Origin of the sequence: Paeniglutamicibacter sp. ORCA_105 (assembly GCF_045798545.1) — a bacterium.
GTDB classification, from domain to species: domain Bacteria; phylum Actinomycetota; class Actinomycetes; order Actinomycetales; family Micrococcaceae; genus Paeniglutamicibacter; species Paeniglutamicibacter sulfureus.
Window position 1 is genome coordinate 16,005 of sequence record NZ_JBIXLM010000030.1, and the last position, 22,635, is coordinate 38,639.

Annotated in this window: 23 protein-coding genes; 13 read left to right on the forward strand and 10 right to left on the reverse strand. The window is 65.3% G+C overall.

Annotation, left to right across the window (positions count from 1 at the left end):
- Nucleotides 1-169 precede the first annotated feature (169 nt).
- From lysA to ACIPUB_RS14435, 5 genes are all read left to right on the forward strand, one after another.
- Complete coding sequence (gene lysA / locus ACIPUB_RS14415; protein WP_407607995.1) at nt 170-1,474, forward strand: diaminopimelate decarboxylase; 1,305 nt, start codon at nt 170-172, stop codon at nt 1,472-1,474.
- Between the two features lie 66 nt (nt 1,475-1,540).
- A complete protein-coding gene (locus ACIPUB_RS14420) occupies nt 1,541-2,482 on the forward strand; it encodes an ABC transporter substrate-binding protein (protein ID WP_407607996.1) in 942 nt (313 codons plus the stop codon).
- Complete coding sequence (locus tag ACIPUB_RS14425) at nt 2,469-3,425, forward strand: amino acid ABC transporter permease (RefSeq protein WP_407607997.1); 957 nt, start codon at nt 2,469-2,471, stop codon at nt 3,423-3,425. The genes ACIPUB_RS14420 and ACIPUB_RS14425 overlap by 14 nt, the downstream gene beginning before the upstream one ends.
- Nucleotides 3,426-3,437: 12 nt before the next feature.
- Nucleotides 3,438-4,247 carry an amino acid ABC transporter ATP-binding protein gene (locus ACIPUB_RS14430; RefSeq protein ID WP_407607998.1) on the forward strand — a complete coding sequence of 270 codons (810 nt, stop codon included), beginning with the start codon at nt 3,438-3,440 and terminating at the stop codon, nt 4,245-4,247.
- A 118-nt stretch (nt 4,248-4,365) separates the two neighbouring features.
- Nucleotides 4,366-5,130 carry a SurA N-terminal domain-containing protein gene (locus ACIPUB_RS14435; protein ID WP_407607999.1) on the forward strand — a complete coding sequence of 255 codons (765 nt, stop codon included), beginning with the start codon at nt 4,366-4,368 and terminating at the stop codon, nt 5,128-5,130.
- A 24-nt stretch (nt 5,131-5,154) separates the two neighbouring features.
- Here ACIPUB_RS14435 and ACIPUB_RS14440 read toward each other — a convergent pair whose 3' ends face one another.
- From ACIPUB_RS14440 to ACIPUB_RS14455, 4 genes are read right to left on the reverse strand one after another with little or no spacing between them, the layout of a single operon-like run.
- On the reverse strand, nt 5,155-5,826 hold the full coding sequence (locus ACIPUB_RS14440; protein ID WP_407608000.1) for a GntR family transcriptional regulator: 672 nt from the start codon (nt 5,824-5,826) through the stop codon (nt 5,155-5,157).
- A 56-nt stretch (nt 5,827-5,882) separates the two neighbouring features.
- Nucleotides 5,883-7,625: an acetyl/propionyl/methylcrotonyl-CoA carboxylase subunit alpha gene (locus ACIPUB_RS14445; protein WP_407608001.1), complete on the reverse strand. Its 1,743-nt coding sequence runs from the start codon at nt 7,623-7,625 to the stop codon at nt 5,883-5,885.
- Complete coding sequence (locus ACIPUB_RS14450) at nt 7,622-9,277, reverse strand: 5-oxoprolinase/urea amidolyase family protein (protein WP_407608002.1); 1,656 nt, start codon at nt 9,275-9,277, stop codon at nt 7,622-7,624. Before ACIPUB_RS14450 ends, ACIPUB_RS14445 begins: the two co-directional genes overlap by 4 nt.
- A complete protein-coding gene (locus tag ACIPUB_RS14455; protein WP_407608003.1) occupies nt 9,274-10,032 on the reverse strand; it encodes a LamB/YcsF family protein in 759 nt (252 codons plus the stop codon). The genes ACIPUB_RS14450 and ACIPUB_RS14455 overlap by 4 nt, the downstream gene beginning before the upstream one ends.
- Nucleotides 10,033-10,237: 205 nt before the next feature.
- Between ACIPUB_RS14455 and ACIPUB_RS14460 the strand changes: the two genes are divergently transcribed.
- The 3 genes from ACIPUB_RS14460 (at nt 10,238) to ACIPUB_RS14470 (ending at nt 11,557) form a co-directional block, all read left to right on the forward strand.
- Nucleotides 10,238-10,426: a hypothetical protein gene (locus tag ACIPUB_RS14460; RefSeq protein WP_407608004.1), complete on the forward strand. Its 189-nt coding sequence runs from the start codon at nt 10,238-10,240 to the stop codon at nt 10,424-10,426.
- Nucleotides 10,427-10,492: 66 nt separating this feature from the next.
- A complete protein-coding gene (locus ACIPUB_RS14465; RefSeq protein WP_407608005.1) occupies nt 10,493-10,993 on the forward strand; it encodes a DUF456 domain-containing protein in 501 nt (166 codons plus the stop codon).
- A gap of 201 nt (nt 10,994-11,194) precedes the next feature.
- Nucleotides 11,195-11,557, forward strand: a complete 363-nt coding sequence (locus tag ACIPUB_RS14470; protein WP_407608006.1) for a hypothetical protein — start codon at nt 11,195-11,197, stop codon at nt 11,555-11,557.
- A gap of 122 nt (nt 11,558-11,679) precedes the next feature.
- Here ACIPUB_RS14470 and ACIPUB_RS14475 read toward each other — a convergent pair whose 3' ends face one another.
- The 3 genes from ACIPUB_RS14475 to ACIPUB_RS14485 all read right to left on the reverse strand — a co-directional run bounded on the left by ACIPUB_RS14475 (nt 11,680) and on the right by ACIPUB_RS14485 (nt 13,970).
- Nucleotides 11,680-11,805, reverse strand: coding sequence for a hypothetical protein (locus tag ACIPUB_RS14475; RefSeq protein WP_407608007.1), 126 nt, complete (start codon nt 11,803-11,805; stop codon nt 11,680-11,682).
- Nucleotides 11,806-12,117: 312 nt separating this feature from the next.
- Nucleotides 12,118-12,828, reverse strand: coding sequence for an SDR family oxidoreductase (locus ACIPUB_RS14480; RefSeq protein ID WP_407608008.1), 711 nt, complete (start codon nt 12,826-12,828; stop codon nt 12,118-12,120).
- Nucleotides 12,829-12,893: 65 nt separating this feature from the next.
- Nucleotides 12,894-13,970, reverse strand: a complete 1,077-nt coding sequence (locus ACIPUB_RS14485) for an alkene reductase (protein WP_407608009.1) — start codon at nt 13,968-13,970, stop codon at nt 12,894-12,896.
- Nucleotides 13,971-14,147: 177 nt separating this feature from the next.
- Between ACIPUB_RS14485 and ACIPUB_RS14490 the strand changes: the two genes are divergently transcribed.
- Together ACIPUB_RS14490 and ACIPUB_RS14495 are read left to right on the forward strand one after the other, a co-directional pair.
- Entirely contained in the window at nt 14,148-14,750 is a 603-nt protein-coding gene (locus tag ACIPUB_RS14490; RefSeq protein WP_407608010.1) for a TetR/AcrR family transcriptional regulator, read from the forward strand.
- Nucleotides 14,751-14,813: 63 nt separating this feature from the next.
- Complete coding sequence (locus tag ACIPUB_RS14495; RefSeq protein WP_407608011.1) at nt 14,814-15,365, forward strand: PaaI family thioesterase; 552 nt, start codon at nt 14,814-14,816, stop codon at nt 15,363-15,365.
- An 81-nt stretch (nt 15,366-15,446) separates the two neighbouring features.
- On the opposite strand, the gene ACIPUB_RS14500 is transcribed toward ACIPUB_RS14495, so the two are convergent.
- From ACIPUB_RS14500 to ACIPUB_RS14510, 3 genes are all read right to left on the reverse strand, one after another.
- Nucleotides 15,447-16,310, reverse strand: coding sequence for an alpha/beta fold hydrolase (locus ACIPUB_RS14500; protein WP_407608012.1), 864 nt, complete (start codon nt 16,308-16,310; stop codon nt 15,447-15,449).
- A 72-nt stretch (nt 16,311-16,382) separates the two neighbouring features.
- Nucleotides 16,383-17,378 (reverse strand): NADP-dependent oxidoreductase, encoded by a 996-nt coding sequence (locus ACIPUB_RS14505; protein WP_407608013.1) that lies wholly within the window; start codon nt 17,376-17,378, stop codon nt 16,383-16,385.
- A gap of 436 nt (nt 17,379-17,814) precedes the next feature.
- A complete protein-coding gene (locus tag ACIPUB_RS14510) occupies nt 17,815-18,489 on the reverse strand; it encodes a TetR/AcrR family transcriptional regulator (RefSeq protein ID WP_407608014.1) in 675 nt (224 codons plus the stop codon).
- 108 nt (nt 18,490-18,597) lie between these two features.
- Between ACIPUB_RS14510 and ACIPUB_RS14515 the strand changes: the two genes are divergently transcribed.
- The 3 genes from ACIPUB_RS14515 to ACIPUB_RS14525 all read left to right on the forward strand — a co-directional run bounded on the left by ACIPUB_RS14515 (nt 18,598) and on the right by ACIPUB_RS14525 (nt 22,517).
- Entirely contained in the window at nt 18,598-20,022 is a 1,425-nt protein-coding gene (locus ACIPUB_RS14515) for a flavin monoamine oxidase family protein (RefSeq protein ID WP_407608015.1), read from the forward strand.
- 5 nt (nt 20,023-20,027) lie between these two features.
- Nucleotides 20,028-20,906 (forward strand): universal stress protein, encoded by an 879-nt coding sequence (locus ACIPUB_RS14520; RefSeq protein WP_407608016.1) that lies wholly within the window; start codon nt 20,028-20,030, stop codon nt 20,904-20,906.
- An 84-nt stretch (nt 20,907-20,990) separates the two neighbouring features.
- On the forward strand, nt 20,991-22,517 hold the full coding sequence (locus tag ACIPUB_RS14525) for an APC family permease (protein ID WP_407608017.1): 1,527 nt from the start codon (nt 20,991-20,993) through the stop codon (nt 22,515-22,517).
- The last annotated feature ends 118 nt before the right edge of the window (nt 22,518-22,635 follow it).

Genomic DNA, 22,635 nt, shown 5'->3' on the forward strand with positions numbered 1-22,635 from the left:
GCGTGCCGCCCACGTCTTTAGCCGACGCGACAATAAATCGGCAAGAAGCTTGGTTCGATCTACGAATAATTTTGGTGAGGCCAATCCTACAGTTGACGCAGGTCACATTCACACCCGGTTGCTGCTCTTGATACCAACCGACAGGCACAAAGGAAATCGGCACATCACCATGACAGTCACCCAGCAAATGCACCACCCGGACCTCAACTTGTTGATGGACATCCTTCCGGAGGAATCCGCCGTTTCCGACACCGGAGAATTGTCCATCGGCGGGGTGCCGGTGGGCGAGCTGGCCCGCCAATACGGGACACCTGCCTACATCATGGACGAGACCGGGCTGCGCCGGCAGATCCGCCGCTTCGTGAAGGGCCTGAAGTCCAGGCGTCCCAATTCCGAGGTGCTCTTCGCCTCCAAGTCGCTGCCGTGCGTTGCCATGTATGCGATAGCGCAGGCCGAGGGGCTCAGCGTGGACGTTGCAGGGGGCGGGGAACTCATGATGGCGCTGACCGCCGGGGTCAGCCCCGCGAACATCTACCTGCACGGCAACGCCAAGTCCGACCACGAAATCCAGATGGCGCTGGCGGCTGGCATCCGCGCCATCATCGTGGACAACTTCAACGACCTGGACCGGCTCGAGGCCATGGCAAGCAAGGAACAAAAAGTCTTGCTGCGCATGATCCCCGGGATCACCCCGGCTACCCACGCCTCGCAGGTCACCGGCGGTAACGACTCCAAATTCGGGCTTCCCCCCGCCGACATAACCCGCGCGATCGAGCGCATCGCCAAACATCCGCTGCTGCACTTCGAAGGCATCCACGTCCACATCGGCTCCCAGGTGCTGGAAACCGAGCCCTTTGCCCGGGCGGTGCAATCCGTTGCCGAGTTCGGCACCTTCGACACCTACGACGTCGGCGGGGGACTTGGCGTGAAATACACCTACGGTGAAATCGCCCCGAGCGTCGAGGACTACCTGGACACACTGACCGAGGCCGCCGCCCGGCTGCTGCCCGCCGAGGCCAAGCTCATCATCGAGCCAGGGCGCTCGCTCGTGGCCCGCGCCGGCATCACGCTGTATTCGGTCAACACCGTCAAGACCACGGGCAAGACCTTCGTCGCGATCAACGGGGGCATGGCCGACAACATCGACATCGCCCTCACCGGACAGCGCTACGAGGCCCTGATGGCCACCAAGATCGGCGCCGAACCCACCGTGGTCGCCGACGTCGTGGGGCGCCAATGCGAATCGGGCGACCTCATGTGCGCGGACGTCCCGCTGGCGGACCCGCAGGTCGGGGACCTGGTGGCCATGCCGGCTACCGGGGCCTACGCCTACACGCTGGCCAACAACTACAACGGTGCCTGCAAGCCGCCGGTCATCTTCTGCGCCAACGGGTCCTCCACGCTCGCAGTCGCCCGGGAAACCTACGAAGACCTGTTGCGCACCCAACAACCTGCCCTGCAGCGTCGCTGGTAAGCCTGCCGCGGCCAACCGTCCATTCCTTCCCTCTCGCATCCCACTCCCAAAGGAAACCGAATCGCCATGAACATCACCGCGCACAACCGCCGTCCCGGGTTGGCATTGCTTTCCACCGCCGCATTGGCCATGGGCCTGGCCCTGACCGGCTGTGCCACGGACGAACCCGTGGCCGCCGGAACCCCGGCACCTGAGGTCAGCGTCGAAGTCGACTCCGAAGCCGCGGCCGCACTGCCCGCGAAGTACAAGGACGCCGGGGCCATCAACGTGGCTGCCGACATGCCCAACCCACCCATGGAGATGCTGGACGAGAACAACAACCCCACCGGCCTCGACTACGACCTGTCGCAGGCCATGGGCGGAAAGCTCGGAGTGAAGTTCAACTTCCAGCAGCAGGCCTTCGACACCGCCATCCCGTCCCTGCAGGCGGGCAAGCACGACATCATCTTTGCGGGCATGAACGACACCGCCGGACGCCAGAAGGTGCTGAACTTCGTGGACTATTTCCACGCCGGGTTCAAGATCCTGGTCAATGCCTCAAACCCCGAGGGGATCGGATCCATCATCGACCTGTGCGGCAAGCCGGTAGCCGTCCAAAAGGCCACCGTGCAGGTCGAATACCTGGTTTCCTACGCCCAGAAGTGCTCCGACGCCGGCAAGCCGCCGATCGAGCTGGTGCAGCTTCCCACCGAACTTGACGCCCAAACCGCCGTGCGCTCGGGCAAGGCCGTCGCCGACGTCGTCGACGCCTCGGTCGCGGCCTACGCCGCCGCCACCGCGGGGGACGGAAAGCTCTTCGAACTGGTCAAGGACCCCGCGTTCCCCAACGGCTACAACCCCGTCTACACCGGCATCGGGCTGCTGAAGGAAAACCAGGACCTCACCGAGGCGCTGCACCTGGCGCTGCAGTCATTGATCGAGGACGGCACCTACACCAGGCTCATGGAAAAGTACGACCTGGCCGACTTCGCCGTGACCGAGGCCGGTGTCAACAATGGCGGGAAATAGCACCGCGCTACGGCAGCCCGCAGCGGCACACCCGGAGGCGGGGGAACCCGGCGCACACGACATCGTGGCCGTCCCGCTGCGCCACCCCGGCCGCTGGGTCCTGGCCTCCCTCATCCTGCTGGCCCTTCTCGGCGTGGCAACCTCGCTGTGGCGCAACCCCAACATCGACCACCCCACGATCGCCAAGTACCTCTTCAGCGACCGGATAGTGGCTGGCGCGGTACTCACGGTGGCCCTGACCATCCTGACCATGGTCCTGTCCACCATCCTGGGCATCGTGCTGGCACTCATGCGGCTCTCGGCCAACCCGGTGCTCAACTCCGTCGCCTGGCTGTATGTCTGGATCTTCCGGGGCACGCCGCTGCTGGTGCAAATCGTGTTCTGGGGCTACCTCGGACTGCTTTACAAGCAGTTGTCCCTGGGCGTTCCCTTCACCGACTTCACGGTCTTCACCGTGGACACCAACGCGTTGATCCCGGCGTTCGTGGCCGGCGTGATCGCCCTGACCACCAACCAAGCCGCCTACACCGCGGAGATTGTTCGCGCCGGCATGCTCTCGGTCGACCAAGGGCAGAAGGAGGCCTGCTACTCCCTGGGTATGACCCCGCTGTTCACGCTGTTCAAGGTGGAACTGCCGCAGGCCATGCGGGTCATCATCCCGCCCATGGGCAATGAGACGATTTCCATGCTCAAGGACACGGCGCTGCTTTCGCTGATTGCCGTGGCGGAGCTCTACACCGTGGCAGCCCGCATCTCCTCGCAGAACCTGCACCAGGTGGAACTGCTGATCGTGGTCAGCATCTGGTACCTGGCGCTGACCTCCATCTTGTCGGTTCCGCAGTACTACCTCGAGCGCCACTACGGTCGGGGGAGCCGGACCCTGGGGCCCACACCCATCGGCAGGGCAGTGGCCCTGGCCAACCGCGTACGCCGCAGCAAGTAAGGAAGCAGAACAATGAACCCCGTCCTTGAATCCCCGTCCCCGGTACGCACCGAGGAAACCCGCAGACCGCTCGTCCAGGCGCAGGGAGTGCGCAAGAGCTACGGCCCGATCCAGGTGCTCAAGGGCATCGACCTGCAGGTCGACGCCGGGCAGGTCATGTGCCTGCTCGGGCCCTCCGGTTCCGGGAAGTCCACCTTCCTGCGTTGCATCAACCACCTTGAGCGCATCGACGGCGGGCGGATCAACTTCGACGGCGAACTCATCGGCTACGCCCAGCGCAACGGCAAGCTCCACGAGATGAAGCCGCGCGAGGTCGCGCGGCAACGCCGCGGCATCGGCATGGTCTTCCAGCGCTTCAACCTCTTCCCGCACCTGACCGCGCTGGAGAACATCATCGCCGCACCCATCGGCATCAGGAAGGTTCCCAAGGCGCAGGCCGTCGCCCAGGCCCATACGCTGCTCGAGCAGGTCGGTCTGGGCGACAAGGCCGGGCTGCACCCTGCCAAGCTCTCCGGAGGGCAGCAGCAGCGCGTGGCCATTGCACGTGCGCTGGCCATGGAACCCAAGCTGATGCTCTTTGACGAGCCGACCAGTGCCCTGGACCCGGAGCTGGTGGGCGATGTGCTGGACGTGATGCAGAAGCTGGCCGCCAGCGGCATGACCATGATCGTGGTGACCCACGAAATCGGGTTCGCCCGCAACGTTGCCGACGAGGTGGTGTTCATGGACGGCGGCGTCGTGGTCGAATCGGGTGCACCCGCCAAGGTGCTGGGCAACCCCAGCCACGAACGAACCAGGGCCTTTCTGGAGAACGTGATCTAGCGGAGCCCTTTCTTGGCTCCGGGCACCGTCCGCGCGGTCGTGAGCGTCGACTGGCGTTCAGCGGCCGTTCGGTTTCGCCTGTTAGGGTTCCAAGGGTTGTTCCAAACGCTGGGAGTTTATGTTGCAGAAGAAGTGGATCATTTCCATGTCCCTGATCGCCTCGTTGGCGTTCATGACCGGGTGCAGTGCCGCGGAGGAACCGGGAGCCGCCCCCGAGGCCAGCGCCTCGGCCCCTGAAGCGGCGCCATCGGACGCCGCGGCACCGAAGCCGGATGTTTCCGGAATCCCGGAGGTCATTGCCGAAGTCAACGGCGAGAAGATCACCAACGCCGACTTCGTCCGTATCTACGAAGGCCAGTTCCCCCAGATGGTGCAGCAGGCGCAAGCCTCGGGCCAGGAGCTTGACCAAGGGCAATTGCGCAAGCAGACCGCCGAGGGCCTGGTGAACACCGAGCTGCTGATCCAGCAGGCGAAAAAGAAGAAGATCTTCGCGACATCCAAGGACCTTGACCAGGCGCTTGGCGACGTGGCGAAGACCAATGACATGAGCGCCAAGGATTTCCTGGCGACCATGGACAAGCAGGGGTTGAACGAAGACGTGGTTCGCGCCCAATTGAAGACCCAGCTCGAGGTCGGGCGGCTGATCTCCAAGGAAGTCGGAGATTTCACGCCCACCGACAAGGAACTCAAGGATGCCTACCAGGTCGTCCTCGAACAGTACAAGGGCCAGGCCACTGCCGGCGCGGAGGCACCCGAGGCACCCACCTTCAAGAAGATGAAACCCGAGCTCGAACAGCAGCTCAAGCTCCAAAAGGAAGGTGCCGCGGTCAAGGGCTACGTCGCGGAGCTGCGCAAGGACGCCAAGGTCACCATGAACATGTAGGCCGGGCCCGGCCGGTGGCGTGAGTCAGTTCCCTTCGGAATCGCCCAGGTGCGCCAGCAACTCCGCTTCTGCGCGGTCAAGGTAGCCGCGCAACGAAGCGGCTGCCTCTTCGCGCTTCCCGTTGGCCAGCAGCAGAACGAGGCCGGCATTGAGTTCCACGTAGTGCGAGTGGAAATCGGGGGCATCTCCCATGGCATGGAAAACCAGGCGCATCTGCGCCAGGACCTTGGTCATGAGTTCCTGCAGGTGTTGGCTGCCGGTGGCCCGAACCAGCTCCTCATGGAAGCACTGGTTGGCGTCCGCCATGCTGGAAATGTCCCCGGCCGCCAGGGCCTTGCGCGCATCCACGATGATCGCGGCCAGCGCCTCGACATTCAGGTTGGGCCCCCACAGGGCGGCCGCGGGTTCGATCATCCGGCGCACCCCGTAGATCTCCCGCACGCCTGCTGGGCCCGGGGAGGCGACAAAGACGCCGCGGTTGGGGATCCGGGTGATGACCAGTTCGTGGTCAAGGACCGCGAAGGCCTCGCGCAGGGTGTTGCGGGAAACCCCCAGCGCATCGGAGAGCGCCTGCTCGGAAAGCTTGGAGCCCGGAAGTAGCTGCCCCTCGGCAATCCGTGAGCGCAGCACCGCGGCAACCCACGCGCCGGTGTGGGCGTGGGTTGACCCCTCGGCCAGGGGGAGTGCTGAAATCATGGCGTTCACTGGCATCCTTCCAATCTAATCCAGGCCTGGCGCGGAACTGCCAAGCGTTAAGCGATGGCCCCGAGTGCTTCGCCGCGGGCAATTGCGGTTCCCGGCTCCTGGGTGCCGCGGGTGAAGGTCCCGGCCCGGTGGGCGGTGATGGTCGATTCCATCTTCATGGCCTCCAGTACCGCCACCGTGTCGCCCTCGGCCACGGCGGCACCGTCGTCGAGCACCCACTTGACCAGGTTTCCGTTCATCGGGGCCGACAGCGTTGCTGCATCAGCTGCCGCAGCCACGTTGTCGGCTGCCACCTCCAGGGCGGCGCCGTTGCCGCCGTTGCGGATGGCATCGACCAGGGACGCGGGAAGGCCGATGTCCATGGCCTTGCCGTCGACCTCGATGGTCAGGGTCTCGCGCCCGGCGTTCGGCTCGGCCGCTGCGATTTCCGGGGAAGCTGCGAGCTCCTCGGCGAACTCGGATTCGATCCAGGTGGTGTAGACCCCGTAGCGCCCGTCATTGGTGAAGTCGGTGTTGCGGACCACCGCGCGGTGGAAGGGCAGCACGGACGGGACACCGGAGATGACCATTTCATCCAGCGCCACCTTGGCGCGGCGCAGCGCCTGGGCGCGGGTGGCGCCGGTGACGATGAGCTTGGCCATCAGGGAGTCGTAGTGCGAGGGGATCACCGAGTTGGTGCGCACCCCCGAGTCCACGCGCACGCCCGAGCCGGTCGGGGCCTCGAAGGAGGTGATGCGGCCGGGGCCGGGCAGGAATCCGCGGGCAGGGTCCTCGGCGTTGAGGCGGAACTCGAAGGAGTGGCCGGTGGGAGTCGGGTCCTCGGTGAGGCTGATGGCCTGCCCGGCGGCGATCCGGAACTGTTCGGCCACCAGGTCCACGCCGGTGGTTTCCTCGGTGATGGGGTGCTCGACCTGCAGCCGGGTGTTGACTTCGAGGAAGGAGATCAGCCCGTCGGGGGCGACCAGGTACTCGACGGTTCCGGCACCGTGGTAGCCGGCCTCGCGGCAGATGGCCTTGGCCGAGGAGTGGATGGAGGCACGCTGTTCATCGCTCAGGAACGGGGCCGGGGCCTCCTCCACGAGCTTCTGGTTGCGCCGCTGCAGCGAGCAGTCGCGGGTGCCAACCACCACGACATTGCCGTGGGTGTCGGCCAGGACCTGGGCCTCGACGTGGCGCGGCCGCTCCAGGAAGCGCTCCACGAAGCACTCGCCGCGGCCAAAGGCCACGGTTGCCTCGCGCACGGCAGATTCGAAGGCGTCGTCGATTTCCTCGAAGGTGCGCACGATCTTGATGCCGCGCCCGCCGCCGCCGAAGGCCGCCTTGATGGCCACCGGAAGGCCGAACTCCTGCGCGAAGGCGCGCACCTCGGCCCCGGATTCCACCGGCCCGTCGGTGCCCGGCACCAGCGGTGCGCCGGCTCGCACGGCGATCTCACGCGCCGTGACCTTGTTGCCCAGCGCGCGGATGGACTCGGGGGAGGGGCCAATCCAGGTCAGCCCGGCGTCCATGACCCCCTGGGCGAAGTCGGCGTTTTCGGAGAGGAAGCCGTAGCCGGGGTGCACCGCATCGGCGCCGGAGCGGGCGGCGATGTCCAGGATCTTGCCCATGTCCAGGTAGGTTTCGGCGCCCGTGGAACCGTTCAGGGCCCACGCCTCGTCGGCGCGGCGCACATGCAGCGCATCGGCATCCGGGTCGGAGTACACGGCCACGGACACCAGCGAGGCGTCCGAGCAGGCCCGGGCGATGCGGACGGCGATTTCCCCGCGGTTGGCGATCAGGACTTTCTTCATGGGGTGGTTCCTTCGTGGCTGGAGGCGCCGGCGGCACGGGGCGCATGCGGGTTGTGGGTGAGCGGGTCGACGAGTTCGAAGCGCAAGTGCGCCCCGGGGGACAGTTGGGCCGCTGCCGGCAGGTCCTCGGCAATGACCCCGGCGATGACCGGGTAGCCGCCGGTGACCGGGTGGTCGGCCAGGAAGAGCACGGGCAGTCCGGACGGGGGCACTTGCAGGGCGCCGACGGCAACACCCTCGGAGGCCAGTTCCCCGGTGCGGATCCGCTCCAGGGGGGAAGAGCCGGCCGGTGCGGCCAGGCGGACGCCGACCCGGTTGGACTCGGCCGAGACGCTCCAGGTCTGCTGGGTCAGCTGGCGCATGCCGGCCGGACCGAACCAGTCATCGCGGGGCCCTTTGCTGATCCGCAGCGTGTAGACGCCGTGTTCATCGGGCACCGGAAGCGTGGAGGGCTCCGGGTTGCCGACCACGTGGGATCCGTGGACGGCGCCCACGGGCAGCAGGGTGCCGGGGGCGAGCGGGGCCGGGCCGATCCCGGACATGGAGTCGGTGGAGCGCGAGCCGAGGACCGGGGCGACGTCGATGCCGCCGCGCACGCCCAGGTAGCTGCGCAGCCCGGACCCTGTAGGGAGAAGGGTGAGGGTTTCCCCGTCGAGCAGGGCGAAGGGCGCGTTCATCTCGGCCGTCCGCTCATCCTTGTGGAATTCGTCCTCCTTCAAGGGGGTGATCAGCAGCTCTGCGTCTGCCCCGGTGACGGCCAGGACCGTGTCTCCGCGGGCGCGCAGGACCAGGGATCCCAGGAGGTTCTCGATGACCGCGGCATCAGCCGCGTTGCCCACCAGTCGGTTCGCGGCGCGGGCGGAGGAGGTGTCGGCGGCACCGGCGGAGGAGACCCCGAGATTGCCCAGACCCGGGCGGCCCAGGTCCTGGATGAGGGATTGCAGCCCGGGATCCAGGATTTCCAGGTGCCCGGCGGCGGTTTTCGGTGCCGGGTGGGCGGGTGACGCAGCGGTGTGGGAGCTGAGCTTCAGCGAGGTGCGCGAGGCGGTGAATTGCACGCGGTCCTGCGGGCGGATCAGCGCGGGGTTCTCCCTCTCGAGGTCCCAGAGCACCGCGTCGGTGTGTCCGATCAACTGCCAGCCGCCGGGGGACTGCCGGGGGTAAACGGCAGAGTAGTCCCCGGCCAGGGCCACGGCACCGGCGGGCACGACCTTGCGCGGGGTGTCGCGGCGGGGCACGTTCAGGGCGCGGTTCTCGCCCAGCAGGTAGGCAAAGCCGGGGGCGAATCCGCCAAATGCGGCGCGCCAGATCTGGTGCGAGTGGGCGTTGATGACCGATTCGACACTGAGCCCGGTGAGCTTGGCGACCTCGGCCAGGTCCTCTCCGTCGTAGTGCACATCGACGGTGACCAGGGAGCCGGTGTTTGCCGGCGCCGTGCCCAGTTCGAGGGCGGGAACGGCTGCGGCGATTTTCCGGGCGTTGGCCCAGGAATCGGCCTTGATGAAGATGGTGGTGGCAGCGGCCAACACGTCAAGCTGTCCGGGCAGCGGGGAGGCTTCCAGCAGGGCACCGAGGGCCAGGACCGAATCGAGGTCGGAGAGCTCGACGAGCACCGAGCGCGTGCCGGCAAAGCGCGTCGCTGTCACGCTCATGCGAAGCTCTTGATGGACACGCCGGCGGACTCGAGTCCCGAACGCACCGCCGCAGCCATGGCGACGGCGCCGGCGGTGTCGCCATGCACGCAGATGCTCTCGGCGTTCATGGGAATGACGCTGCCGTCGACGGCGAGGATGGTTCCCTCGGTGGCCAGGCGGATCATGTTGGCGGTGACTTGGGCGGGGTCGTGCAGCACGGCGTTTGCCTCGCGGCGGGAGACCAGGGTGCCGTCGGGGTTGTAGTTCCTGTCGGCGAAGGCCTCCGCGACCGGGCGCAGCCCCGCGGCCTCGGCCTTGGCCAGGGCGACGGAGCCGGGCAGCAACAGCACCGGCAGCTCCGAGCCGAAGGCACGGATGGCGTCGACGACGGCCTGGGCGTGGGCCTCGTGGTGCACGATGGTGTTGTAGAGGGCGCCGTGCGGCTTGACGTACTTGATGGTGGAGCCGGCGGCGCGGGCCAGGGCCTCCAGTGCGCCGAGCTGGTAGAGCACGTCATCGGCCAGCTCGGTGGGGGAGCAGTCCAGGAAGCGGCGGCCAAAGCCGGCCAGGTCCCGGTAGCCCACGTGCGCTCCGATGGTGACGCCTGCGGCCACGGCGTCGCGGCAGGTCGCCGCGATGCCGCTGGGGTCCCCGGCGTGGAATCCGCAGGCAACATTCGCCGAGGATACGGAGGTGAAGATGGCGGCGTCGTCGCCCATCACCCAGTTGCCGAAGGATTCTCCGACGTCGGAATTCAGGTCGATGTAAGGCATTTGTGACCCCCGTCTCGTGTTGTGGTTACTACAAGGATGCACTATGAGCGCGGATTGTTCAACAATCTTTCGTGACATGTTTTCCGTGCGCCGTTGGCGGGCCGCGCGATTCGCCGTGGCACATCGGCTCGTCCCGCGCCTAGGATGGGGAAACACAGGGCGTGATGCCGCAAAGTGGCGTCGCACTGACCAAGGGATGTGGGACATGAGATTCATTTTCGAAGTCGACATGGGCACCGAGGCGATGGAGCTGGACCCCGAGGCCGAGATCGCCCGGGCCCTGCGCTACTGGGCCGGAAACCTCAAGAACTACCCCATGGAGCCCGGCACCGGGGAGAGCATCTTCGACAGCGAATACAAGTCTGCCGGAAGCTGGGCCATCGTCGACGACTGATCCGCAACGCACCCCTGCCCGGCGCGCCCCGCCGCGAGCGGCCGAAGGGCTGTCAGACTTGCACTCGTGGATATCCAAATCATCACCTCCGTCGTTGCCGGCCTATTGTTAACCGTCGCCGTGGTGGGAACCATCGTCCCTGTGCTTCCGGGGAGCCTGCTCGCCATCGGCACGTTGCTGGCCTGGGGCTGGATCCTGGGCAGCCCCGCCGCCTGGTGGTGCGCCGGGATCGGCATGGCCCTTGCGCTCGCCGGCTGGAGCGCCTCGACGGTGCTGACGGGCAGAAACCTGCAGCAGCAGAAGATCCCGCGCGGTTCCATTACCCTGGGGGTAGTGCTGGCGGTGGTGGGCATGTTCTTGATCCCCGTGCTTGGGCTGTTCATCGGCTTCGCCGTGGGGTTGGTGCTGGGGGAGTTCAGGCGGCGCAAGGATTTCCCTGCTGCACTGCGCGCCTCGGGCTCGGCACTCAAGGCCATGGGTGTGGGCGTCCTGGTTGAATTCGGTTGCGCGGCCCTGGCGGCGTCGGTGTGGATGATCGGCGTGATCACGCACTTTGCCACTCGCTGAGTCGCCAATGTGCGCGCCGCCACGGGAAGGTGGCGGTCCAGGCCACAGACCCCTGTGAGCTTGCCAACCGAAAGTGCTTAATAGCGCATTTCCCTAAAAATCGCACGTAATCTCAATGTTGTAACGATTGGGTTTTGCGGGTGTCGGCTTCCCCGCTTGGAGATTTTAAAGGGGTAGGCAATGCGGTTGGCGCGTCGAACAATGCCACTTGGCGAAGACATTCTGTTGGCCCGTCACGGGTCCAACATTGCCGAAATGACCCAGGACCGCAAGAACAACCTGACCCGGGCCCGCCTGGTCGACGGCAGCATCGACACGGCCTCGAACTTCCTGGTGAGCCTCAACGCGATGGCGGCGGTCACCCCCGCGGAACGCTTCAGCAAGGTGGCCGGCGACTACTCTGCCGACCGCCTGTCGGTCAGCCGTTCGGAAATCCGCTTCATGGCCAAGCTCTCGGCGGCCTGGGGCGCCGCTTCCCTCGCCTTCATCGGTGGCATGAGCTGGGTCATCTACAACTACGGCGATCCCGCAATGCTCATGCAGGTCATGGGCACCTCGCTCTAGGCGCCACTGCACTTTTGATAAGCCGCCTCGTCGGGCCGCACCCCTTGGGGGCGCTCCGGCTGGGCGGTTTTTGCATGCCCCCCGGGGGTTTCGCCGGCCCAGCGCTTCCGGAAAGAAAAGCGTCAAATGATCCAGCCAATGAGCAACACTGCGCCGAGGGAAATCCACAGCCGGGCGTTCAGATCCAGGAACAACAATTCGATGCGGACCCGCTGGCGGTTTTGCAGGATGAAGATCATCTCTAGCACCGCACCGAGGATGGCAATCCAGTCCTCGGCTGAGAACCGCGAGAAGAATCGCGGGACCGGGTTTTTGGTGCAACTGGGGGGTTTCGCTCATGACAACGGGGTAGTCGAATCCCGCAGCCCGACGCGTGGGCGACTGCGTTGGCTCCTTGCAGCCACCCGGAGTGATTCGACGGCGATGCGGCCGGCGGCATGCCGGGACAGGAGCGTGACGCGTAGGTGCCTTTCACCTGCCAAGAATCGACGGCCGGATGATGGGAGATCCTGCCTCCCCGCCATCCGGCCGTCGCCTGGAGCACCTGCGGCTGTTTGCCGCTATTTCCTGACGGCCAGCTGCGGGTAGACGGATTCCAAGGGGGCGCTGAGGGCCGCCTTGAGCTGAACCGACGTCTGGTCCGCGAGGATCTCGTGCTCGCCGGCTTCGAGTGCGTCAAAGACCAAAGCCACCAGGTCTGCCGGGTCCACCTTCGGCTCGGTGGTGTGTGCGGCCATTGCGGTGTCCACGTATCCGACGTGCACGCCGAGGACCTGGACTCCCGCCGGAGCAAGTTCCAGGCGCAGGGAATTGGTCGCCGACCACAGGGCCGCCTTCGTCGCGGAGTAGATTCCCGCCACTGCCCACCAGGCCAAGGCCGAGTGGATGTCGATGATCGCCGCGTTGTCCCTGGCGGACAGGACCGGGGCGAAGGCGCGGGCGAGGAAAAGCGGGCCCAGGAAGTTGGTCTCAACGTTCCGGCGAATCTCCTCATCGGTGTGGGCAAGGATGCCCGGGGTGGAGACCGAGGCGCCGGCGTTGTTGATCAGTACCGTCACGTCCTGGGCGGCCGCCAGTGCCGTCTGGATCGATGCAGGATCGGTGACGTCGAGGGCGAGTGGCACAATCCGATCGTCGTCCCACTGCCGTGGGGTGCGGGCGGAGGCGTAGACCTTTGCCGCTCCACGGGCCAGGGCATCGTTTACGAAGTGGGTGCCGATACCGCCGTTCGCCCCGGTGACGAGGACCACGGCTCCGTTCAATGAGGTCATGGTGAGATTCCTTTTCTTGTTGCGTCAGGGTTGCGCAGTCGCGCTTTCCCGGGAGGGTGGTGGGGTCAGGATTGGTTGAGTGCTGGATAATCGGTGTATCCGGCGGCGCCACCGCCATAGATGGTCGTTGGCATGATCTCGTTCAGCGTTGCGTCGGTGCGCAGGCGCTCAACGATGTCGGGGTTGGCCAGGGCGAGGCGGCCCAGCGGGGCCAGATCGGAGAGACCTGCGTCGATGTCGGAGGCGATCTGTTCCCGCTCGCGCCCGTAGCGCAGGACCAGCAGGGCGCTTGGCCACAGCTCACGGAACGAACGCAGCAATTCGTCGTCACCCAGATGGTGCACGTGCAGGTACGCCAGGTTCAGCTTCGCGAGTTCACCGACGAGATACCGGTATTGGGTGCGCACCGCCTCGGTGTCACCCTCGTTGAGCCCGCCCAGCGGGAAGGCGGGGGAGATGCGGATGCCCGTACGGTCGGCTCCAATCTCCTCGGCCACGGCGCGGGCAACCTCGATGGCAAAGCGAGCGCGGTTTTCCACCGATCCGCCGTAGGCGTCGGTGCGTTGGTTGGCGTTCGGGGACAGGAACTGGTGCAGGAGGTAGCCGTTGGCACCATGGATCTCCACACCGTCGGCCCCGGCCTCGATCGCCGAGGCCGCCGCGTGGCGGAACTCCCCGATGACCTCACCGATCTCCCCACTGCGCAGCTCGCGCGGGACCGGGACCTGCTGGGGGCCGGTGGGAGTGAAGATCGCATCGTCCGGGGCAATTGCCGACGGGGCCACAGCCGCCCGACGGTGCGCGGTGTTGTCCGGATGCGATATCCGGCCCGCGTGCATCAGCTGGATGAAGACGTGCCCACCGCGCTCGTGCACTTCATCGGTGACCTTGCGCCACCCTTCAACCTGCGCGGGGGTGTAGATGCCCGGTGTGTTGAAATAGCCTTGTCCGTCCTCGGACGGTTGGGTGCCCTCGGTGATCAGCAGCCCGAGGGAGGCGCGCTGTCCGTAGTACTCGGCAGCCAGATCCCCGGGGGTGCCGTCGGAGTTGGCACGATTTCGGGTCATGGGGGCCAGGGCAAGGCGGTGCGGTAACTGGATGCGGCCCAGGGTGAAGGGCCGCCACAAGGAAGATGTGGTCATGGGGTAAAAGATTCCTTTGCTGTGGAGGGTCGGGAGTGGCCGCTGTGGTTCGATCGCTATCCGATCGAACCATTTCATCGTGGGAGAATGATTCCCTAGTCGGGCTGCCAAACCCGATCGTTAGCGACTATACTCATAACTGAGTGCAGTCATAATTTATTCCGAGAGGATCACCTGATGCCAACGCCGTCCCAACACATCGGTCGGCGCGAACGGAACAAGCTGGAAAAGCTCGAGCGCATCACCGCCGCTGCCAGTGAACTGTTCGCCGAACATGGCATTGAGGACGTCACCACCCAGCAGATTGCCGACAGGGCAGACATCGGCACCGGAACGTTGTTCCTGTACGCGAAAACCAAGGGCGAATTGCTGCTGCTTGTCCAAAATGCCCACTACGCCCTCGCGCTGGAACATGGTCAGGCAGCGGCCGAGAAAATGCCGGACGTGCTCGATGCCGTGCTGGCAATTGTGACCCCAATTGTGGAATGCAACCGCGTCCAGGTCGAGAACGGGCGCACCTACCTGCGTGAGATGGTCTTCGGCGACCCGGCCGAGCCGCGTCATGCCGAGGCCTTGGGAATTGTCGCCCAGACCCAGGAAGCACTCGCCAAGATCCTTGGTCGGCACGAGCGCATCGGTGAAAGCGAAGCGACAACACTTGCAGGCGTTGTCTCCGCGGTCATGTACCTCGCGATGGCCGCCGGCATCAATGCGCAGCGGAGGACCGTTGAGGTCATCGGTGACATCAGGGCGCAGGTTTCTGCCATTCTTCCGCGCTAGGCGGCAGCCGACGCACCGAGCCCGAACAACCATCACCCGTATCGAGCAAGTGGAGATCAAACGATGTCAGCAAACCCCACGCCACCGGCGAACCGTTCGCGAACGATCCATTACCAGATCCCCGAAGCGGATAAGGCAAAGTTGTTCGAGCGGACCGGACTTGATCAGCTGCGCGCCATGGCCGAAGGGCGCATCGCGGCACCGCCGATCAGCAGCCACATCGGGTTGGAGTTCGTGACCGTCTCCGATGGGGACGTCGTGATGACGGCGCAGCCGGATGAATCGCACTACAACCCGATCGGATCCGTGCACGGGGGATTCTTCGCCACGGTGCTGGACTCGGTGTGCGGGTGTGCCGTGCACAGCACCCTGCCGGCCGGAGTGGGATACACCAGCCTGGAAATCAAGGTCTCCTTCCTGCGGCCAATCACAGCCGAAACGGGCCCTGTCACCGCGCATGGCTGGGTCACCCGACGCGGCAAGGCGGCCGCCTTCGCCGACGCGGAGATTCGGGACGGCGAAGGCCGGGTGCTGGCCACCGCCTCGAGCACCTGTCTGATCATCCACCCCAGCGGTGCTGCCCCGGGCTCCCGGTCCGGTCCGGCGATTCAATAGCGTCCAAGTATCGCCGAGTGAGCCGCAGGCAGAAGAAATTTACGGTGCTTCCCGTCCGATTCGAGGGGAAGCACCGTCATTTTAGGCGGCCAAGAATTTCGCGGCGATGGGAGCGAAATCCTGGTGGAACTGGAAGATGCCACCGTGCCCTGAGTTCGGATAGATGATCAGCTCGCTGCCCGTGATGCGACGGTGCAGGTCCTCGGACAGGACCGTGGGGACCATCCGGTCGTTGTCGCCGTTGGCAATCAGGGTGGGCTGGGTGATCGCCGAGAGATCCGATGGCTCCGAACGCCCGTACTTTTGGATCGCCTTCAACTGGGTTTGGAGTGCCTTGGTGGAGACGGCGGCATCGCGGTTGCTCGTGCGTTCCTTGAGGCGGCTGATGAACGCCTTGCCAGCCCGTTTCCCTGCGGCGTCGCGGTTGAAGAAGAGGAACTCCTTCGGGTCCGAACGCGCGAGTACAGCGCGCAGGATGTCCCGGTAGGTCACCCCCGCGACCTTGTCGATGTCCTTGCCGCCGCGTGGTCCGGTGCCGGTCAGCACCAGCCTGCGCACCATATCGGGGTGCTTGACGATCAGGTCCTGGGCGATGAATCCACCCATCGAGAAGGAGAAGACATCGATCGTCTCGAATCCGAGGGCGGTGATGAATTCATGGGCGTCGTCGGCGGCTTCCTCGAGTGTTTTGCGCACTCGCCCGGAGGATGCGCCGACGCCGAGCTGGTCGAAAGTGATGACGTGCCGATTCCGGGCAATGGGATCAACGATGCGTGGATCCCAGTTATCCAAGGTGGCGGCCAAATGCACGAAGAAGATAACTGGGATACCGCCCTTGGGGCCCAGCTCCCGGTAGGCGAAGGTTTCCTCGCCAACGGTGATGCTCTTGGTAGGGGCCATGGCATAGGAACCGATGACGGGATCCACCCCGTTGTTGGGGTTCATGGTGGGTCTCCTTGATGAAGATGTTGAGAGTGGTGGAGATGAATGCCGGTCCCTTATCCGGATCGGTGGTGCTCAGTCGTTGACGACGACGATTTTCCCGCGTACTCCGCCCTTGGAAAGCGCCTGAACCGCCTGCGGCGTCTGCGCGAAGGGGAAGGTCGCACCCACGATCGGGCGCAGGGTGCCGTCGTCGATGAGCGCGGAAATCTTGCGCAGTTGTTGACCGCTAGGGTGCATGAACAAGAATTCATAGGACACGCGGAGCTTCCTGGCCTGTCGGCGGATCTTGCTGCTGAGTCCCGTGACGGCCAGTCGCAGCAGGGGGTTCAGCCCCGCATCCTTAGCAAACGCTGGATCCGGAGGACCGGAAATCCCGATCGCCTTTCCTCCGGGCTTCAGGATCCGCAGCGACTTTTCCAGGTTCTCGCCACCCAGGGAATCAAGGACCAGATCGTAGCCGGAAAGCTCCTTCTCGAAGTCCTGGCTTCGGTAATCAACCACTTCGTCGGCACCCAGGGAGCGAACGAAGTCGGCATTGGCGGCCGAGGCCGTGGTGGCAACATGGGCGCCGAGGTGCTTGGCCAGCTGGATCGCGATTGACCCGACACCCCCGGCACCTGCATGAATCAGCACCCTCTGGCCAGCCTTCAGCTTCCCCCTGACCACCAAGGCCTGCCAGGCGGTCAACGCCACCAGCGGGAGGGACGCTGCTTCCGCCACGGTGATGGACGTGGGTCGCAACGCCAGATCCGCCTCGGCGACTGCCACCCGTTCGGCGAACGTCCCCACATGCTCCTTGGCAACCCGAGCGTAGACTTCATCGCCAATCTTGAATGCGGTGACATTCGCGCCGATGCCGATGACGCTACCCGCCACATCGTGCCCGATCCCATGAGGCAACGAGTAGGGCAGGATCGCCTTGAACTCGCCCTCAATGATCTTCGCATCGAGCTGGTTCGCTCCGGCGGCAGCCACCTGCACAAGAACATCGTGGTCACCCACGGTGGGTTCTGGGACATCTGCCTGCTGGAGGGGTTGCTTGTACTGGCTGAACACGAACGCTTTCATGGCGCATGGGCTCCCGTCTGGGTTGGGTCGATGGGTGATGTTGATGTTGTTAGGCGTTCGGGGAACACAAGCACCCCGTGGGTGAGGATCATGTGCTTTTGAACCACGGCGCCGCGCCCGGAGCCGGGAAACATTCGCACCGAACATGTTCGGAAAAAACTTGCCGCTGCGTCGGAAACGGAAGGAGGGAACCTAGCTTCATTCCCTCCAGGGGCGATCATCGGCTCATTTGGGAGGCGGCGGCCAGCGGGCCTTGCCGTCGAGGCTTGGTCAGAGGTGCTTGGGAGTGCCCCGGAGCCTGCCGTTGACCAAGCTGGCCGCCATGTTCCCTCACACCTTGTGTAACCCGAAATCGGACAATACGATCATACTCAATTATGAGTACACTCATTTATTAAGTCAAGGGGAGACTAGCTCTCGAGCCCGAGCCGCGCTTCTAGGCGATCTCCGCCCGTTCCATGAGCCCGGCGATGATGGCCCTGAGTCCGGTCATGAAGGCGGTGTCGGCGCTGTTTCGGCCCGTCGCCCGTTGGGCCTCCAGGGCGCTTTCGAAGCTTGGCATTCTTCCGGCGTTCTTGCCCGGGTCGAAGATGTCCAGTGGCGCGGTGGCATCGAGTGCCGACCCGAAAATAAACGATTCGAGTGCCACAATGGCCGGGACGATCTCGGCCTGCTTCCAGCCGGCGCGGGTGAATCCCGCGGCGACCTTTTCGTACATTTCCTGCGTGCGCGGTGAGCCGGAGACCGGCAGGACCGCGATCAGCGGAATCAGCGGGGCGTGTCCGGCGAAGATGTCCCGATAGGTCACCGCCCATTTCTGCAGCGCCTCGTCCAAGGGCAGCGTTTCAAAGACCGAGGAATCGACCCCGTCCATCACTATTTCCTGGATCCATTGCATGAGTTCCTGCTTGGATTCCACATGGTTGTACAAGGCTGACGGCGAGACACCCAGCGACTTGGCCACCGAGGACATGGTCAGCGTGGAGTAGCCCCCGGTAACAACCAGTTTCAGTGCCGCCCGGGCAATGAGCTCCCGATCCAGCACCACCGACCGCGGCCGGCCGGCGCGGCGGCGTGACGCCCCCGGGGGAGTTGCTGGTTCCTGCTTCAAAGTCCGCTCCTGACGTGGCCTACTTCACAATACTGCACAACATGGCCTACCATGGAACCAGTCTAGTAAATGAATGTCATTCATTTAAAACCGAAAGAAGTGGAAGCCATGACAACCCTGGATCGCGACGTCGTCATCATCGGAGCCGGCCCCTCCGGCCTGACCGCAGCCTACGAACTGCGCAAGGCAGGCAAGACCGTGGCAGTGCTCGAAGCACGCGACCGCGTCGGCGGCCGCACCTGGAGCCAGGATATGGACGGCGCAACCATCGAGATCGGCGGCCAGTGGATCTCCCCGGACCAGACTGGCCTGTACTCGCTGATCGAGGAACTGGGTATCGAGACCTTCGAACGCCACAAGGACGGTGCCTCCATCTATCTGTCCGAGGACGGCACTCGCACTGTCTACACCGGAGAGGACTTCCCGGTGGCCGCGTCCACCGTGGCCGAAATGAACAAGCTCATTTCGGAAATGGACCGCCTCACCACCGAGGTCGACCCCGACGCCCCGTGGGAACACCCGCGGGCCGAGGAGCTCGACAAGATCTCCTTCCACCACTGGCTGCGGACCATCTCCGGCGACGAGGTCGCCTGCAACAACGTCGGGCTGTTCATCGCCGGCGGCATGCTGACCAAGCCCGCACACACCTTCTCCGCACTGCAGGCGCTGCTGATGTCCTCCTCCGCCGGGTCCTTCTCCAACCTCGTTGACGAGGACTTCATCCTCGACCGCCGCATCGTCGGCACCATGCAGGGGGTCTCGATCGCCGTGGCAGAGCGCCTGGGGGAGGACGTTTTCCTGAACAACCCGGTGCTGAGGCTCGACTGGTCCGAGTCGGGAGTGACCGCCCATGGCGCGGACGTGAGTGTCAACGCCAAGAAGGTCATCATTGCCGTTCCGCCGAACCTGTACTCGCGCATTTCCTACAACCCGCCGCTGCCGCGCCGCCAGCACGTGACCCACCAGCACCAGTCCATGGGCCTGGTCATCAAGGTCCACGCCGTGTATGCGACACCGTTCTGGCGCGAAGAGGGGCTCTCGGGCACCTGCTTCGGCCCGTCCGGAATCGTGCAGGAGGTCTACGACAACACCTACCACGGGGAATCCACCGGCACCCTGGTCGGGTTCATCTCCGACACCCGGGCCGACGAGATGTTCGAGCTTTCCGAGGCAGCACGCCAGGAGGCCATCCTCGCGGACATCGCCAGGTACCTGGGCCCCCAGGCCCTGGAACCGTCCGTCTTCTACCTCTCGGACTTCGCGGCCGAGGAATGGACCCGCGGCGCGTACGCCACCAGTTACGACCTGGGCGGCCTGTTCCGCTTCGGCCCCGACCAGAACAAGAACGTCGGCCCGATCTACTTCTCCTCTTCGGACTTGGCCGGCGAGGGCTACCAGCACGTCGACGGCGCGGTGCGCATGGGACGGCGCACCGCAGCCCGCATCGTCGCCGCGGTCGACGGTACGGAATACGACGGTGACTACGACGGAGTCGTCTCCAAGTTCGGCACCCTCGCGGCATCGGACGCCTAGGCACCATGCGCTATCTCGTTGGATACACCGCGGACGCCCGCGGCGCCGAGGCAATTGCCCTGGCCGCCGCGCTGGGCGGTCCCACCGCGCACCTTGACCTGGCCATCGTCTTGCCCGAGGCCACACCGTTCTCCGCGGTGTACCCGGGCGGCGACCACGGCTACTGTTCCATTCTGGCCGACAAGGTCGACCTGTGGGCGAAGGAAGCGCTCGCGCTGGTGCCCGAGGGCATCAGCGCCCGCGTAATCGCCCGCGCGGTTCCATCCCCTGCCCAGGGCTTGATGACCGTGGCGACTGAGACCGGTGCCCGGGCCATCGTGCTGGGCGGCCGCAAGCGCCACATTGCCGGCTTCTTTGCCCCGGGATCGGTGGCCAGCGCACTGCTGCACGCCTCGTCGATCCCCGTGGCCATGGGTTCCCCCGAGGCGGTTGCCTCGCTGGAGAAGGCCAACGGCCAGCTTGGCCGGATCACCGCCTTTGTGGGCACCCGCCCAGGGGCCAAGGGGGTGGTGCAGGCGGCCGCGGCCGCCGCGCACCACCAGGGACTGCCGCTCCGGGTGGTGTCCCTCGTGGCCCAGGACGATGTCGAGGCAGGCGCCGCGGACCTGGACTCCTCCATCGCCCGGGCGCGGGCAAGCGTCGCGGAGGTCGTGGCGGAACTGGGCGTCGAAGCCGAAATCTCCATCGCCTCGGGCACCGGCATCGACGACGCCATTGCCGAGTTGGGCTGGCAGGACGGGGAAATCGCCGTCGTCGGCTCGAGCCGCCTGGCGCGCAAGCGCAGGCTCTTCCTGGGCTCCACGGCCCAGCGCATGTTGCGGACCCTGCCGGTTCCGCTGGTGGTGGTTCCGAAGAACTTCAAAACGGGGCCGGCATCGTCCTAGCACCACTCACCGCATGACGGTGCGGCACTGCCCCCCCATGTCCTTGGGGACCGTGCCGCGCCGCCTGGCTGAAGGAAACCAATTATGAGCCGTGAAACAACGATCGAAACCCGTGCCGCGCAAACAGACACGTCGGGCCTGGGCAGCAAGGGCCTGTCCAAGGGCACCGTGGGTGTGCTGGGCGCCGTCGTCATCGGCATTTCGTCCATTGCCCCCGCCTACACGCTGACCGCGGCCCTGGGGCCCACGGTCGCCGAGGTCGGAACCCAGCTCCCTGCCATCTTCATTGCCGGGTTCCTGCCCATGCTCCTGGTGGCCCTGGGCTACCGCGAGCTCAACAGCGCCATGCCCGACTCCGGCACGTCGTTCACCTGGGCCACCCGGGCGTTCGGACCCTGGATCGGCTGGATGGGCGGCTGGGGGCTGGTCGCCGCCACCATCATCGTGCTCTCCAACCTGGCGGCGGTCGCCGTGGACTTCTTCTACATCCTGCTCGCCCAGCTCACCGGCAATGCCGCCATCGCCGAGTTGACCCTCAACCTATGGGTCAACATCCCCACGACGCTGGTGTTCATCGCCGCCGCGTGCTGGATTTCCTATCGCGGCATGCAAACCACCAAGACCTTCCAATACTGGCTCGTCGCCTTCCAGCTCATCGTGTTGACGTGGTTCGCGATTGCCGCATTCAGCCACGTCAACAACGGCACGGCCTTCGACCCCACGCCCATCTCCCTTGACTGGTTCAACCCCATGGCGGTGGAATCCTTCGGCGCATTCGCCGCCGGGGTCTCCCTGTCGATCTTCATCTTTTGGGGCTGGGACGTCACCCTGACCATGAACGAGGAAACCAAGAACCCGGACAAGGTCCCTGGCCGCGCGGCAACCCTCACCGTGCTGATCATCATGGGCATCTACATGGTCATCTCCCTTGCCGTGATCGCCTATGCGGGTGTCGGCGAGACGGGGCTCGGCGCGGGCAATCCGGAGAACCAGGAATCGATCTTCGCGGTCCTGGCCGGACCCATCATGGGCCCGTTCGCGATCCTGATGTCCTTGGCCATCCTGTCCTCCTCCGCCTCCTCACTGCAGTCGACCCTGGTGTCCCCGGCACGCACGTTGCTGGCCATGGGCTACTACAAGGCATTGCCGGAAACCTTCGGAAAGATATCCCCGCGTTTCATGTCCCCGTCGGTGGCAACGATCACCGCAGGTGCGGCGGCCGCGGGCTTCTACGTCATCACCCGGCTGCTCAGCGAGAACGCCCTCTGGGACACCATCACGGCCCTGGGCCTGATGATCTGCTTCTACTACGGCGTCACCGCGCTGGCCTGCGTCTGGTACTTCCGCCGCGAGGCCTTCGACTCGCTGCGCAATGTCTTCTTCAGGTTCCTCGCCCCGCTGGTGGGAGGGGTGATCCTGTTGGTGATGTTCGTGAGCACCGCACGGGATTCGATGGACCCGGACTACGGCTCGGGTTCCAACATCGGCGGCCTGGGCATGGTGTTCATCCTGGGCGTCGGGGTGCTGTTGTTGGGCGTGGCCATCATGTTCTACATGCGGGTGCGCAGCCCAGGGTTCTTCAAGGGCGAAACGCTCAAGCGCCTGAAATAACCCGGAAAGCCCAGGGCCAATGATGCAGCTGCCTGCCGGATCACGACATCCTGTCGCCGGTGGGCAGCTGTCGTCGTTAAGCCGCCAAGGCAACGCCTGCCGCGGCCCGATGGCGGCA

What these genes read in the sequence shown, in the direction of transcription:
- ACIPUB_RS14500 (WP_407608012.1), bottom strand. Translation starts at nt 16,310, where the DNA reads ATGAACCCCAACAACGGGGTGGATCCCGTCATCGGTTCCTATGCCATG.
- ACIPUB_RS14520 (WP_407608016.1), top strand. Translation starts at nt 20,028, where the DNA reads ATGCGCTATCTCGTTGGATACACCGCGGACGCCCGCGGCGCCGAGGCA.
- ACIPUB_RS14445 (WP_407608001.1), bottom strand. Translation starts at nt 7,625, where the DNA reads ATGAAGAAAGTCCTGATCGCCAACCGCGGGGAAATCGCCGTCCGCATC.
- ACIPUB_RS14420 (WP_407607996.1), top strand. Translation starts at nt 1,541, where the DNA reads ATGAACATCACCGCGCACAACCGCCGTCCCGGGTTGGCATTGCTTTCC.
- ACIPUB_RS14450 (WP_407608002.1), bottom strand. Translation starts at nt 9,277, where the DNA reads ATGAGCGTGACAGCGACGCGCTTTGCCGGCACGCGCTCGGTGCTCGTC.
- ACIPUB_RS14505 (WP_407608013.1), bottom strand. Translation starts at nt 17,378, where the DNA reads ATGAAAGCGTTCGTGTTCAGCCAGTACAAGCAACCCCTCCAGCAGGCA.
- ACIPUB_RS14495 (WP_407608011.1), top strand. Translation starts at nt 14,814, where the DNA reads ATGTCAGCAAACCCCACGCCACCGGCGAACCGTTCGCGAACGATCCAT.
- ACIPUB_RS14515 (WP_407608015.1), top strand. Translation starts at nt 18,598, where the DNA reads ATGACAACCCTGGATCGCGACGTCGTCATCATCGGAGCCGGCCCCTCC.
- ACIPUB_RS14460 (WP_407608004.1), top strand. Translation starts at nt 10,238, where the DNA reads ATGAGATTCATTTTCGAAGTCGACATGGGCACCGAGGCGATGGAGCTG.
- ACIPUB_RS14435 (WP_407607999.1), top strand. Translation starts at nt 4,366, where the DNA reads ATGTTGCAGAAGAAGTGGATCATTTCCATGTCCCTGATCGCCTCGTTG.
- ACIPUB_RS14525 (WP_407608017.1), top strand. Translation starts at nt 20,991, where the DNA reads ATGAGCCGTGAAACAACGATCGAAACCCGTGCCGCGCAAACAGACACG.
- ACIPUB_RS14490 (WP_407608010.1), top strand. Translation starts at nt 14,148, where the DNA reads ATGCCAACGCCGTCCCAACACATCGGTCGGCGCGAACGGAACAAGCTG.
- ACIPUB_RS14430 (WP_407607998.1), top strand. Translation starts at nt 3,438, where the DNA reads ATGAACCCCGTCCTTGAATCCCCGTCCCCGGTACGCACCGAGGAAACC.
- ACIPUB_RS14440 (WP_407608000.1), bottom strand. Translation starts at nt 5,826, where the DNA reads ATGATTTCAGCACTCCCCCTGGCCGAGGGGTCAACCCACGCCCACACC.
- ACIPUB_RS14425 (WP_407607997.1), top strand. Translation starts at nt 2,469, where the DNA reads ATGGCGGGAAATAGCACCGCGCTACGGCAGCCCGCAGCGGCACACCCG.
- ACIPUB_RS14470 (WP_407608006.1), top strand. Translation starts at nt 11,195, where the DNA reads ATGCCACTTGGCGAAGACATTCTGTTGGCCCGTCACGGGTCCAACATT.
- ACIPUB_RS14455 (WP_407608003.1), bottom strand. Translation starts at nt 10,032, where the DNA reads ATGCCTTACATCGACCTGAATTCCGACGTCGGAGAATCCTTCGGCAAC.
- ACIPUB_RS14485 (WP_407608009.1), bottom strand. Translation starts at nt 13,970, where the DNA reads ATGACCACATCTTCCTTGTGGCGGCCCTTCACCCTGGGCCGCATCCAG.
- ACIPUB_RS14480 (WP_407608008.1), bottom strand. Translation starts at nt 12,828, where the DNA reads ATGACCTCATTGAACGGAGCCGTGGTCCTCGTCACCGGGGCGAACGGC.
- lysA (WP_407607995.1), top strand. Translation starts at nt 170, where the DNA reads ATGACAGTCACCCAGCAAATGCACCACCCGGACCTCAACTTGTTGATG.